Annotated in this window: 13 protein-coding genes and 1 pseudogene; 8 read left to right on the top strand and 6 right to left on the bottom strand. The window is 35.7% G+C overall.

The genetic code is table 11. The annotated features are described in order from the left end of the window. Position 1: 1 nt before the first annotated feature. From L3081_RS08490 to L3081_RS08465, 8 genes and pseudogenes are all read left to right on the top strand, one after another. Positions 2–1,213, top strand: a complete 1,212-nt coding sequence (locus L3081_RS08490) for a phage tail family protein (RefSeq protein WP_242284882.1) — start codon at positions 2–4, stop codon at positions 1,211–1,213. Positions 1,214–1,264: 51 nt separating this feature from the next. Beyond that, a complete protein-coding gene (locus L3081_RS08485) occupies positions 1,265–1,810 on the top strand; it encodes a transthyretin-like family protein (RefSeq protein WP_242284881.1) in 546 nt (181 codons plus the stop codon). A gap of 15 nt (positions 1,811–1,825) precedes the next feature. Then, on the top strand, positions 1,826–2,242 hold the full coding sequence (locus L3081_RS08480; RefSeq protein ID WP_242284873.1) for an alpha/beta hydrolase family protein: 417 nt from the start codon (positions 1,826–1,828) through the stop codon (positions 2,240–2,242). Next, positions 2,200–2,364 (top strand): annotated as a pseudogene (locus tag L3081_RS28995) (lipase family protein); the annotation flags it as partial. The gene L3081_RS08480 and the pseudogene L3081_RS28995, both read left to right, overlap by 43 nt. After that, entirely contained in the window at positions 2,365–3,030 is a 666-nt protein-coding gene (locus tag L3081_RS08475) for a hypothetical protein (protein ID WP_338027191.1), read from the top strand. A gap of 47 nt (positions 3,031–3,077) precedes the next feature. Beyond that, on the top strand, positions 3,078–3,938 hold the full coding sequence (locus L3081_RS26645; RefSeq protein WP_274620378.1) for a type VI secretion system contractile sheath small subunit: 861 nt from the start codon (positions 3,078–3,080) through the stop codon (positions 3,936–3,938). Positions 3,939–3,954: 16 nt separating this feature from the next. Then, on the top strand, positions 3,955–4,527 hold the full coding sequence (locus L3081_RS26640; protein WP_338027190.1) for a type VI secretion system contractile sheath domain-containing protein: 573 nt from the start codon (positions 3,955–3,957) through the stop codon (positions 4,525–4,527). 385 nt (positions 4,528–4,912) lie between these two features. Further along, positions 4,913–5,407, top strand: coding sequence for a hypothetical protein (locus L3081_RS08465; RefSeq protein WP_242284872.1), 495 nt, complete (start codon positions 4,913–4,915; stop codon positions 5,405–5,407). A 307-nt stretch (positions 5,408–5,714) separates the two neighbouring features. On the opposite strand, the gene L3081_RS08460 is transcribed toward L3081_RS08465, so the two are convergent. The 6 genes from L3081_RS08460 to L3081_RS08435 all read right to left on the bottom strand — a co-directional run bounded on the left by L3081_RS08460 (position 5,715) and on the right by L3081_RS08435 (position 14,033). Further along, positions 5,715–7,631: a bifunctional diguanylate cyclase/phosphodiesterase gene (locus L3081_RS08460; RefSeq protein ID WP_242284870.1), complete on the bottom strand. Its 1,917-nt coding sequence runs from the start codon at positions 7,629–7,631 to the stop codon at positions 5,715–5,717. 4 nt (positions 7,632–7,635) lie between these two features. Next, on the bottom strand, positions 7,636–8,313 hold the full coding sequence (locus L3081_RS08455) for a transglutaminase-like cysteine peptidase (RefSeq protein ID WP_242284868.1): 678 nt from the start codon (positions 8,311–8,313) through the stop codon (positions 7,636–7,638). A 75-nt stretch (positions 8,314–8,388) separates the two neighbouring features. Continuing rightward, complete coding sequence (locus tag L3081_RS08450; protein WP_242284866.1) at positions 8,389–9,027, bottom strand: OmpA family protein; 639 nt, start codon at positions 9,025–9,027, stop codon at positions 8,389–8,391. Further along, on the bottom strand, positions 9,020–10,426 hold the full coding sequence (locus L3081_RS08445; protein ID WP_242284864.1) for a TolC family outer membrane protein: 1,407 nt from the start codon (positions 10,424–10,426) through the stop codon (positions 9,020–9,022). The genes L3081_RS08450 and L3081_RS08445 overlap by 8 nt, the downstream gene beginning before the upstream one ends. A 62-nt stretch (positions 10,427–10,488) precedes the next feature. Beyond that, positions 10,489–11,862 (bottom strand): HlyD family type I secretion periplasmic adaptor subunit, encoded by a 1,374-nt coding sequence (locus L3081_RS08440; protein WP_242284862.1) that lies wholly within the window; start codon positions 11,860–11,862, stop codon positions 10,489–10,491. Then, a complete protein-coding gene (locus L3081_RS08435; protein WP_242284860.1) occupies positions 11,859–14,033 on the bottom strand; it encodes a type I secretion system permease/ATPase in 2,175 nt (724 codons plus the stop codon). Before L3081_RS08435 ends, L3081_RS08440 begins: the two co-directional genes overlap by 4 nt. Positions 14,034–14,051 lie beyond the last annotated feature (18 nt).

The raw sequence follows: 14,051 nt of genomic DNA, 5'->3' as shown, positions 1-14,051 counted from the left end.
GATGACCACTAATCATGCAGTAAACGCTAGTTTTATCCCCCCAAAAACATCTAGTATTATATTGACCACTAAAGAAAAAGAAATGTTGCAAGACGCTCAACAAGAAGGATTGAAGCGAGGCATAACATTACTTTCTACCTTAACTTATGATTGGGAAGCCCTTGCTTGGCAAGCGGTAGGGTCAGCTGTGAATATTGCAAATTCACAGGCATTTGCTTCAGATTCACCTGAGAGCACTTCAGCTAAAGAACGTGCATCTACAAGTGGAGACGAGATTGCCTTTTCCGCGATCCAGACATTATTATCAAAAGTATGGTCTAAAGTAGAAGCAAAAATCAACAGCGACCCTTATATTCAAAGGTTAGTTAAAGTTCTTAAATTGGGGTTGAGTTCCGTTGTTGCTTGGATAAAAAAAATAATTTTATCCAAAGAACTTATCGGAAATCTAGTCCCTGGTTTTGCTGCAGTTAAAGGCCTGATTGATGGCGCTATTGGAGTCATAGAGACTCATGGCCATAGAACAGCTTGGGAATCATTAAAAGAAGCAAGCCCAAGTATTCTTGGTGGTTTTCCTAAAGTAGCGCTAGATGCTTTTGGAAAGTATGTTCAAGTAGAGGGGGTTCGTTCAGGATTAAAAACAACTTATACCTTTGCAAAAACGCTAACCAGTTTATTATTGCAAATTTTTACTATGGGCGCTTCTTCAGTTTTTGATTTTGTTACTAGTATAGTAGAAGCTGTATCATCTTTTGCTTACAGCACATTTCAAGCGATTACCTTCGGTAAAGCAACCGACTTGTGTAGAGAATGTGTAAAAGAACGCAAACTAATGTCTGTGAGCGATTTTCAAGTTATTTGTGCTTCATCCGCTTTTGTCGGATGTGTATTTTTCGGCGCAGCTAATTATATTGGTCACTTTAACCTCACCTCTGTGCTTTCTAATGATGCTAGTGCTATTGCAAGTTCCTCATTATTGGCCTCTGTTGCGAAAGTTGGAGAGGTTCAAAAACTTGCATCAAAATATGTGGTCGGTGTTAATTTTGAAATGAAATTCAGAACAAAAGAAGAAGAGTCTGAATACGGTTGGACCATAAAAATGATGAAAGGTTATGCGAGTGATGCACCTAAAAGTGAGTTTTTAACAGCCAATGCGTCCAATATGACTAAATTTAAACATGGTGTGAAAAAGTTATTTTACAAGCTTAAATCCTAATATTTATTCTAGACTACATAGAAAATTGGCTCCCTGTTTAGGTTTTAATTTATGTTATTAAAAATTTATACTGTTAATTTGTTATGGTTATTTTCTATGCGTATAAAAAACAAAGTACACGTAAGCCACATGGCAATGGTGCTATGTATTGTTGCCATGTTTATATGCCAATCTGAGGTAAATGCAATGTCATTTTTTGGGAAAAAGATCTGTGTTTTTTCAGCTGTAGAGGGCACAGTTATTCACAATGGTGAGCCTGTTAAAGGTGCGACGATAAAAAGAACTTACACTTGGGATAGTAAAGATATTACGGATGAAATTAAAACAGACGAAAACGGTTCATTTTCACTTCCTGCCAAGTATGAAAGTTCTGTTTGGGCATTTTTTCCCCATAATCCATCCATCATCCAGTTTATTAAGATACAGGTAGAAAAGAATGAATACCAAGCTTGGGGATTTCAAAAAGGGAATTACGACACGAATGGGGAACTTGACGGAAAGCCAATGAAACTACTCTGTAATTTAAATTCTCCAAAAGAAACACATAAAGTAAATGAATACAAAAATTACGTTGGAATTTGCGAACTTAAACTATAAACGGAGTATATGACTATGGCAGATGAAACATCCATTACCCCAAAGCAAGCAGCAATTTTGGCTGATGCTGTTTATGCTTTAAAAGATAAATCAATTGCAGCCGCAAGTGATCTTGGTGTTGACTTGACCGGTGGAAGTGCGGCAACAAATAATGTCAATACTCGAGTAATTGGTACTTCAGGTCTTTTTAAATATAAAGCAAGCTCTGGTTTTGGTTACTGCACCCAAAGCAAAGATGCCAAGGAAGCTTTCATCGTCACACGAGGAACAAACTCCTTAGCTGATGTTTTAACTGATTTAGATGCCATTCCGATGAATACTGGTTTTAGTAATACCGCGGCAGCCGGTTTTGTTAAAACCTTCCAAAGTATTGAACTAAAAGTACAAGAATACCTGAATGCTTTGGAAATTACAATACAATACATTGTATAGGACATAGTTTAGGTGGCGCTCTAGCCACATTAATTGCCAATAAATATGCTCAAAATAGTAACGCTAATATCAAGCTTTATACTTTTGGCTCACCCAGAGTTTTTTACGGTACTGGTAAACAATTGACAAATATTGATTCATATCGCGTCTATCATGAAGCCGATCCGGTACCAATGCTAGGTCCCTTTCCTTTATCCCATTATGACGGTGGTATCAGAGTTGGATCAGGTATGAGTGTTTGTAACCCCTTTAAACATATGATGAGTTCATACAGTGCAGAATGCGGTAATAACTCATGGCAAGGCTTAATAACAACCCCTAAACCAGTGTCAGGCATTATAGATCAAGGTAAATCAATGATCAGTGCATCTGGAGCATGGATGTTTAGAGCACTACAACATATTATTACGTATGGTGTGGCAGCGTTAGGCTTAAGTGTTGGAGCTGCTATTTTTTCGACCTATACCGCTGTTGATATATTATTTAAAGTACTTCAAAAAGGCATATCTGAACTCTCATCTTGGATAATCATGCTTTTAAGAACAATGTCTAAATTTATTAAAAATGGTTGGGAGTCATCTAAAGCTAAAGCCAGTGATGCCTATTATAAATCTAAAAGTGTTATTTATTACATCATTGATCAATTTTTAGTAAAAATGAAACAATTAGCAATGAGTGCGCTAAGTGCAGCGAATAAAGTTATCGAAGCGAGTGCTAATGCAATGCGTACTATAGCTCCTATTGTAGGGGCTACTTATGGTTATACAGTTCCAATTATGTTTTTATAATGAAATAACTTCATTAATCGTTTACTCAGTTTATTTTGGAGATATCAATGTCAGGCGGCCTCAATTTTGAATATGGATTTAACACAACCACCTCTGTGCCTAATGATAAAGATACACCAATGAGAGTATACTTTTTAGGAGATTTTACAGGGGTTTCTAGTGCAAAAGAAAACACAAGTTCCCATTCAATTGTCGCTATAAATATCGATAACTTTGATGATGTCATGGTAAAGTTATCCCCCTCAATCGAATTACCCTCAGGAGAAAATCTCACTTTCCATGAACTTGAAGACTTTCATCCTGACAACCTATTTGCACATGCTATTTTTAACAATTTACGCCGTTTAAAACGAGAATTAAGTAACGCTTCCACTGCTGAACGAGCTACGCAAGAAATACTGTCTAATTACCAATGGGTAGATCAATCCCAAACACAGGGTGATAGCAGCCACACTATTTTAACCAGTGTAACGACGGAAAACGATACAGTTGAAAATAAAGATGATATGTTTGAACGTTTACTGGGACAAAAACAATCGCCACCTGATCCCTTAGCCCCCCAGACAGCAGCGAAAACAAAATCAAATACTGTAGACAGTTTAAATCAATTTTTAGCTACGCTACTCACTCCTCATATTATTAAAGAGGTGGCACCTGAACACAAAAACGTACTGAAATTTATTGATACTGCCATAGAAGAATTAATGAAATCCATCTTGCATTCAAAAGAGTTTCAAGCCTTAGAATCAGCTTGGCGTTCAATCAGAGATGTTATTTTTAATGCTCATTATGATGAAAGCTGTCAATTATTTTATCTTGTCAATACCAGTAAAAAAGAACTTAAAAACGCGGTAAGTGGTAATAACAGCTTTATAACAAAAATCAGCCAAAGATATACAAAACATTGATAGCGAATATTATGATGTGTTCATTGGAAACTATCAATTTTCTGACACAAATGATGATATTAATACTTTGAATTATTTAGCAAGCTTGGCAGAGACACTTAAATGCCAATTTATTGGAGCTGCAACGAATAGTTTAATCAATGCTGATCTTGGTTCGCTTTGGCATCAATTTAGACAAACACCTCAAGCGAAATGCACAGCGCTTAGTTATCCTCGAATATTACTACGTTTGCCTTACGGTAAAAAGCAAGATGAAATTGACACTTTTTCCTTTGAGGAATTTAGCCAAATACCCCAACATGATCAATTGTTATGGGGAAACTCTGCCTTTATATGCGCCCAAATATTGATAAATCAATATCATAATACTGAAAATATGTCTTCGAAAGCAGATACACATATCACGGATTTGCCTGCCTTTGTTTATACTGATAATGGTGAACAAAAACTCCATCCTTGTGGTGAGGCTTTGTTATCTGAACAGCAACTTATCCAGATTAATAAACAAGGAATAATGGTATTTGTAAGCTATCGAAACAAAAACAGTATTCGATTATTTTCGAATGAAATACATGCTGTTAATACCTAGCCTTTTTATATAAATAATCCACTATGATAAAGTTATGCAAATAAAAAGGGGCGTTTTCAATGCAGATATACACTTGTCAAAATTGTAATGATGAACTGCCTTACGTTGCTTTTATAAGAAGTCGATTTTGTGAAAAACCCAACTGTCAAAGGGCAAAGGCACAGCACGATATAGTAGTAGCTAAAAAACAAATGTTAAGTGAGGTCACTTCAGAAGTAACTCAAGCATGTCATGACTATTTTTTAAAACCCCTCTTTCAGCAGTTAACTTAGATGATAAAAGTCCATTATCGCCCTCTCCTAAGCTAAAAGCCGCAAATATTGCTATATTACCAATAAATACTCGTGCTCTAGTAACACTGTCAAAAAAACAAAAAGATGAATTTTTGCTACATTTAGAAACGCTCTACCTAGATATTATTGAACAACGTCCCCCTTCAACAAAACTATATGAACATGAATTGAATGAGCCATTAGAAGATGAAGAACAACAACTATTAGGGAAAGCTTGTGCTACCTGTTTAGGGGAATGCTGTAGTTTAGGAAAAAACCATGCTTTTCAAGATATTATTTCACTAAGTCACTTTTTAGATAACCAACCTAAAACACTGACACTTAATGAACTCACTCATTTGTATAGCCAATACTTTCCACGTAAAAATTATAAAAATGCTTGTATATTTCAAGGTAAAAAAGGGTGCACACTTCCTACAGAGCTACGTTCATTTACGTGTAAAAATTACCGTTGTCCATCACTCAGAAGTTATCATCAAGAATTACTAACAACTAATCAGGGATTAACAATTGCTGTTGGGGCGTTAGATAGAGACATTAAAAAGATTAGTATTTTCGACGAAAACACTTTTATAAGCATCAAATAACAACTAAGCCACACCTTAATCAATTTTATCGTAAAGCCACCTTATTCCAAACTTCAATATAAAAATAGAAACATATACCCAATGTCGTTGGCATCTTCAATAAAGAGGGTGTTATACCAATTTCACTAACCTCAGCTCGGCTTAATAATAACAATCTCAGTAACTATGTGATCATTTCTACTTGCCAAAACACCAACTACTTCGTTATTTATCTAATAATTAGAACAACTCGTTATTGAAATAAATGCCTTGTATTTGACAATTTTTTCTACGTATAAAATAGATCACTTAATTAATAAAACTGGTATTAGACGTCTTCTATTGGCGAAATATACCCTTGATAGCCATCTGCTTTCAATAAATTGAAATGTGCTAGCTGCTCCTCATCTTCAATACCTGTAATGATAACATCAATATTTAACCCTTTAGCTACATTGAGTAGTGCTCTACATAATTCTTTATTTTGATTTGTTTTTTCATAATAGGCGAAAGATTGGTCTAGTTTTATATAGTTTGGTTGTAGCTTTTGTAAATACTCCATTGATCCCAATTGGCGACCGCATTGATCAATACCTATTTTAGCTCCGGCAGCTCTAATAACATCGGCTAATTTATCGCATTTATCAAAAGAAGTGATTACTGCTGACTCAGGTAATTCAAATAATATCCGCTCAGGGTAGGTTGTTCGAGTAAGAAATCCTGATAACCAAGGCATAAAGTTAGCATCTTGTAAGCTATCATGCGTTAAATTAATCGCAACGCCTTCTTCAGCTAACGCTAAAATATTTTGCTTATCAATTGCCTTTAATAGGCATTTATCGAGTTGAGCGCCTAATGATAACAGCTCAATAAAAGGCATAAACTCTGCTGCTGCAACAATTTGATCATCGACATTTAACCGACAGAATATCTCGCGCTGAATAACCTCTTTATTCTTCATTCCTCTAATAGGCTGCCATTGAAAAGCAAAATGGTTATTTTTTATCGAGTCTTCAAGTTTTATTCGCCACTGCTCCCTGCTATATTTTTGAGGTTGTTCAGAATCTATCCAATGACTTATTTTATTGTCCCGAAGAGCTTGCTGTAATGCGTTATCTGATTGAGCCAATAGATCAGATGATTTCATTTGTCCAATTCGCTCGCTTACACCAAGTACAAATCGTTCATTTGGTGTACAACCTGCTTTTGTTATCTCCTGATTAATTAGTCTAATTAATGTTTGTAAATATTGCTCAATTTTATTATGTTCGGCTTTAGTTAACAGAAAAGCAAATTCAGTATTTGCAATGCGAGCGATAATACTTTCAGATATTTCAGGTAACTCTTTCTGCATTCTTTTTGATAAAACTTTGATTATTTCATCACGTCCTTGATAGCCATACTTGCTATGGATATCTTCAAGCCAATCAAATTTAGCTAATATTAGACCACCTAACCCCGGCTCATTTAACCAATTATTAATTTGTGCCGATAAATACTGACGATTAGGTAAACCTGAAACCTGATCTACAAGTTTATCCTTTTTTAAATCATCCACTTCATCGTCCAAAGTAGAGAAAATTTGCTTTAGCTGCCCAGACATAGAGTTAATTGCACCCACTACATCTTTCAACTCAGTAGTTTTAGGTAATTCAATATCATTACCAAACTTACGTTGCGCAATTTGTTTAGCTTGAAAAGCGACATCGTGCAAAGGTCTTAGTATTCGATTGAGTCGTATTCTTAACGTAAAAATAGAAAGAATGAAAAGTAATGACAAAATCATCAAAGTATCATTCATTACACGCCATAATTCGCGGTAACCTAGTGCAGGGTGCCCTTCAACCTCTAACGTTGCTAATTGCATCCAACCAGAGGTGATTAAACTTTCTTTTTTTTGCGTTTTGAATAAATTCAAATCAATAAACCATTGAGGTACCCCATGAATAACGATTGGATTTTCCCAGGTTTGTTCCTTGCCATCTGCCAACCATTTAAGGGTAACTTTTCGATAGAAACCACCTTCAAAAATCACATTAACAAGGGTCTCTGCCGTTGCCATATCTCCAGATTCAATATGAGGTTTAAGCATTAATCCCAAAGATGTAATGGTATTGTTTAGGTCAGACTCCATCTGTTGATTCATAAAATCACGAGTTTGAGTAAATTGAAAATAAACTAAGCTAGACATTACTAATAAAAAGAGGCCGAACAGTAGCGAGTTTATCTCTCTAAATAAGGTCATTATCTTAAAACTCCATTTTGAATTTCGGTTGTTTAAGCTTCGAAGTGGTTATACGTTGTCGTAAATCTCGCCATAATTTAAGTCGTGACGATTTTCCGCTAAGAATACCCCGTCCTTTTTCTTTATTTAACCACAATTGACTCGCATTAAAGCTGTAAACCGGAATAAGGTCGTTGCGCTGACTAGCCGGCTTGATTTGACCATCAAGGTTATCTAAAATTAACGGTATTGCACTTGGGGTATCATAGTAAGCGAGAACCATATGGTATTGATTAAGTGTTACTGCTTTAACCATAGTAATCCTCATTTTTTCATCCGGTATACCCAGTTCTAATAAGGTGAAATATTTGGCAATTGAATAATCTTCACAATCTCCACCATTAACACCAATAAACTCGATGGGAGTCGCCCAATAATTGTTAACTCCCCAAAGCTTAATATCATCAATAAATCTAAACATATTGAAGAATTGATTAACACTCTCTAACGAGTCTCTTTCTGTATTTTCAGCTTTGGGTTGCATTAACTTAAACCAAGCCTCCCCTCTTTTAGCCGCTCTTTTACCGTAACTTTTATCAAGCGATGTGATTATTCGCTCTTTATTTAAAGGTAATGTTGATTGAGCAAAAATTAGTGATACAGACAGTAAACTTATGAGTAGTATTTGAATAGGTCTTTTCATTATCCATTTAAGAATTATCCATCTCGGTTTAAACCATGGAACTAAGACGCTTTGTTTCTTACTACCCATTGATAATTAATTTACTGTATCTACGCTATAAATGTCCCATTTAAGTACATCCATATTTTCGGTATGTGATAATCTTCCTATAATACGGCGGTTGGCTGCATGTGCTTCAGGTGTGTCTCCCTCTTCTTCTAGTCGTGTAAAACCATAACCAATAGAAGACACTCTTTCTCGCGCAATATTGAAGTCATTAACTAAAACAAACACAACGGCCTTTGCACGATTTTCTGATAATGCTTGGTTAAGTGCTTCCGAGCCAATTTTACTAGTATGCCCTTCAATTAAAATATCAAGTTCAGGATGCTTTTCTAAAAACTCTGCCAATTTTTTTATCTCTGCATAGCCATTCGATGGAATAACGGCAGAGTTATTTCTAAATTTAATATCTATCTTAAATGGCTCTATTATGGCGGTTTTACTGCCACATCCATAATTATCGACGGCAGCTCCTTCAACAGTAAAATCACATTTTTCACGTGCTTTAACGACACCATCACGATCATAATCTATTAAATCATTCGTTTGTTTCACTGATTCTTCTAAGGTAACGATAGTTGTATCAGCACAGGCCGAAATAACCATTACAAAAACGATGGCAACTAAATATTTTGTTTTGGATAGCATTCTAATTAATATTAAATTATTCATTGTAAGCTCCTTGCTCATATGAATGTTCACCTTGCCATGCGGTTGAGCGGGTAACTCTTAATGAATCGAGCAGTTGACCTGTGGCATTTAGTAATCGGTATCTTGCGCTCAACTCATTAAATTCAGCATCTAAATAATCTTTACGCGCTTGAAACAGTTCATTTTCAGTATCGAGTAAATCAAGCAGACTTCGTTGTCCAATATCAAATTGCTGCTTGTAAACCTCTTGCGTGTCTTTTGCAGTTATAATATGTTGTTTTATGTATTTTTTTTGCAAGCCTAACATTTCAAATGCATTCCAAGCTAGCCCATAACTTTCAGTAACCTGACGATGTGCACTATAATTAATTTCTTGTGCCTCAGTTACTTTATAAGCAGCATTTCGCTTATTGGCAACATCCTTACCGCCAGAGAATAAATTATATCGCATACGTAGCATCACAGTAGCATCATTACGATGTCCACCAACATCAGTTCCAAAACGATTAATACCACTTTCACCGGCAAGATCATTATCAGAGTTAGCGTCTACTTCAAAGGATAATGTTGGATAATTACTGGCATTTACTGAGCTTTTAAATGAACGAGCAGCGTTAATATCTTGTTGAGCTGATTTGATAATGGGATGTTGTTCAAGTGCTAATTCTAACCCTCTATTTTTATCCTGAGGTAACATATCTGCATCAGGTACAGGTAATACAAGCTCTTTAGGTTGCGAATTCACTAAACGAATAAATTGTGTTCTTGCATCTAAACTATTATTACGTGCAGATATCATGTTTGATTGAGCTCTAGCTAATCGTCCTGTCACTTGTGATAAGTCAGCGACACTACCTAAACCAGAATCTGTACGTTCTTTAATTTGATCATAAATCTCTTGGTGTGAGGCAATATTTTTTTCTGCCAGTGTAATAAGCGCCTCTGTTTTTAAATAATTTAAATAGGCTTTACTTACTTGTAGAGCGAGATCTTCAGCATTTGCAATGAGTGTCCATTGTTCTGCGCTTGCTTCAAATTTTGTTCTCTTAACTTCATTACTTGTTAGCATGCCATCAAAAAGCATTTGCTTGATACTGATGCCAAATTCACCACGCGCTAGTTCAGTTTTACCATCATCACCATCAACCGCACTGCGACGATATCCTGGAGTATCAGTATATTCATAGCCATAGCCGCCGGTTAAATCAATGGTAGGTAAATATCCGGCAAAAGCTCGATTTACATCTTCTTCTTTTGCCTTAAACCGTGCAAATGACTGACGAATATCAGGATGGGTATCTAGTGCTGTAGCAACAGCTTCTTCTAAGCTTTGTCCATTGACGTTCAGAGAATACAATGTTGATATACTTAAAACGCCTATCAACACTTTTCTATTCAATTTAAACATAACGTTATTCATAAATATTCCATATTTGTATTATTTGTTGTTATTTATCGTTATTGACCATTATTGGTTTTACGTTACCGCTCTCTTAGTGCAGCTTCCTTGGCCCGTAATATAGGGTTCAAAATATATTCTAAAATTGTACGCTTTCCAGTAATAACGTCAACCTCAGTTAACATACCGGGGATAATAGGCATTTCTTCGCCTTTTTTATTCTTAATACTAGAAGCATCTGTTCGTACTCTAATCAAGTAAAAACTATTACCTTCTTCATCTTGAGTGGTATCTGCGCTTATATGTTCCACTTTGCCTGTTAAGCCACCGTATCGAGCAAAGTCATAAGCCGTTATTTTTACAACTGCAGGCAATCCAGGATAAATAAACCCTATATCGCGAGGTTTTATTTTTGCTTCAACCATCAATTTATCTTCAGTAGGCACTATTTCTACAATCGTTTCTCCGGGTTTTACTACCCCGCCCAAGGTATTAATATGTATTGTTTTAATAGTACCAACAACAGGCGATAATATTAATGCTTTTGTTACTTTATCTTGAGCACCAACTTGGGATTCATTAATTCTTGATAGTTTATTTTGTAACTCATTAAGCTGAGTTCTTGTTTCAGCTCGATAAGCAAGAATGGTCTCTCGACGATTTAAAATCGATTCTTGTTGAGCAGACTTTAATTTTGGAGCTAAAAGCCGCACAGCACTTAATTCGCCTTTCAGTTCGTTAACACTACGCTCTAATTTGTATAACTCAATTTTAGAAACTATATTTTTTTCTGCAAGTGGCCTTGTTAAATCAAGTTCTTTAGTAGCAATACGATAACTAATACTGAGAGTATCTATTTTTGATGCTAACTCAGCAACTTCTTGCTCTCGTTGCTGTATTTTTTGACCCTGAATTTCAAGTTGATTAATTAAGTTATCAAGTCTCTCAGAGTATTCATTTTGTTGCCTTTCTACCATTAAAGGCGCATTTTTGATAAGATCTTCCGGATAAACAGGTACTTTTTTAGTTATTTCTATTTGCCTTTTCCACTGTTCATTATTACCAATTAAAACACTCGACAATTCGGCTCGAAGTCTAATAACATTTGCTCTTAAACTATCTACTTCTTGTTTTTGTTCCGCAAAATCAGAACGAAAACGCGTATCATCGATTCTCGCAATGGGTTGATTTTTTAATACCTGCATACCTTCTTGTATAAATAATTTCTCAAGTACCCCGCCATCTAAACTTTGAATTATTTGTACTTGGGTTGAAGGTATTATTTTACCCATGCCCGAAGTTACCTGTTGAAGGGCAGAAAAATAAGACCAAATAAGAAAGCAAAACAGTAATGCTGCCATCGACCAAATAGTTAAGCGATGTAAACTTGGCACCTCGGTGAGCATTGCCCCATAAACATCATCAGCCATCTCTAAATCTTGTTGACTAACCTTCATGAATGCTTCTCTTGATTAAGTTTTCCATTCTTTAATTGTTCTAATACTTTATCTTTAGGACCATCAATGACTAATTTCCCCTTATCTAAAACAATTATTCGATCAACTAATTTAAGTAAATCCATCTTATGAGTAATTAACAACATGGTTCTATCTTTTGCTGTTGCTTTTATTGATTCTACAAATTGCTTTTCTGCACGGGCATCTAGACTTGCTGTCGGCTCATCTAATAACAATATTTGTGGCGAATTTAATATGGCTCGTGCAAGTACGATGGATTGTCTTTGACCGCGGGATAATGAACTACCATTCTCACCAACCTGTTGATCTAAGCCTTGTGTATTATTATCAGTAAATACATTGACCCCAGAAAGTTGAACAGCTCGAATTATTTGGTATTCAGTTACCTGCCTTGTACCAAAAAGTATATTATCACGAATAGTTCCATGGAATAACGTTATGTCTTGTGGTAAGTAGCCAATATTTCTGCGGAGATCACTTGGATGTATTTGTTGGTAATTTAAGCCATCAAATTGAATATTCCCTTTCGTGGGCTGATATAGCCCGAGTAATAATTTGGCTAAGGTAGTTTTACCCGATCCATTGTGGCCAACAATAGCTATTTTTTCGCCTTGTTTAATGTTCACCGACATTTGCTGCAATGAGGTAGTTTCACAATTTGGGTATTTAAAACTAATTCCCTCTGCATTTATATTCCCTGAGAGTTTTCTACGACTTACTAAATGTGCTTTATCTTCAAATTCACCTTCTTGCTCCATTAACTTATCAAGTTGTCTTAATGCACTAATCGTTTGATTGGAGCGTGTCATTAACCCTGCCAGTTTTGCAATGGGTGATATAGCTCGGCCAGTTAACATCACAGATGCAATAATACCTCCCATTGAAATCAAATTATCAGAGACTCTATACACACCTAAAACAACAACCGCTACAACAGATATTTGTACAATGAAACTTGCAAAGTTTAATACTTTATTTGTGATTATTTTCGATTTTAGTAACCAAGTTGATGTATGACCGATCATTTGCTGCCATGCATTTTGTACAACCCCCTCTGCTCCGTTAGCTTTAATCGATTCCAACGCACTTAAGCATTCAATGAGGTGCCCATGTCTTAAACTAGAAAATTTATTACTTTCTTCAATAGCTTTACGTAACTTTGACTGATTTAATAAGGTATAGCCAATAATCAAAAATGAGGCAATAATAGGAAACAGCACCAAATCACCGGCGACAAGCCAAATACAAAACATAAATAGTAACGCAAAAGGTAAATCAACAAGCGCACTGATTGTCGCCGAGGATAAAAACTCTCTAACATTATCAAATTCACTCAGTTGCTTAGCCATTCCGCCTACGCTTGGTGAGCGTTTTTCAAGTGGGACACCAATAACTTTTGCAAATAATTTTGATGACACTTCAATATCTATTTTTTTGCCTGCTACATCAATTAAATAGCCACGCAGCTGTTTTAAAATAAAATCAAAAACGTAAGCGATACTCGCACCGATAGCTAACACCCAAAGTGATTCAAAAGCAAGGTTAGGGACAACTTTGTCATAAATATTCATAACAAATAGTGGTGAAACTAAAGCAAAAATATTAACCATTACCGAAGCAATGATTACGTCTCTATAAATTGCGGAAGTACCCTTAATTTTTTGCCAAAGCCAATGTTCTTTGCTGTTATCAATATGAACATCAAAATTTCTATCGCCACGATATTGTTGTTTTATTAAAAACAAATAACCAACAAAATTCGACTCTAGCTCTTCGATAGTCAATCGCTCTTCACCACCAGTTTCAGGTAACGAGACAATCGCTTTGTTTTCTTCTATATTAAGTTCTTGCAATATAAGTGCTTTTTTATCTTTAAGCATTAAGATGCAAGGTAATAGCATTGAAGGTAATTCATTTAAACCTTTACGTACTAATTTTGCGCTTAATCCGGCACGAGAGGCAGCTTGTGGTAAAAGTTCAGGTGTTAAATTGGTACCCGTGAGAGGTAAGCCGGCAGCGAGGGCATCAGCAGAACACGGATTACCATAATGTTCCGTTAATACCACAAGGCAATCTAAGAGAGGATCGAAACTTAACTTTTGTGAAGCGCTAATCTCCCATTGAGTTGAAGGTTGAACTGTTGATTGCACTAAGAATTTGCTCCATTA

The organism is Colwellia maritima, from assembly GCF_022669015.1.
GTDB lineage: Bacteria > Pseudomonadota > Gammaproteobacteria > Enterobacterales > Alteromonadaceae > Colwellia > Colwellia maritima.
This window is presented reverse-complemented; position numbering and strand designations above follow the sequence as displayed.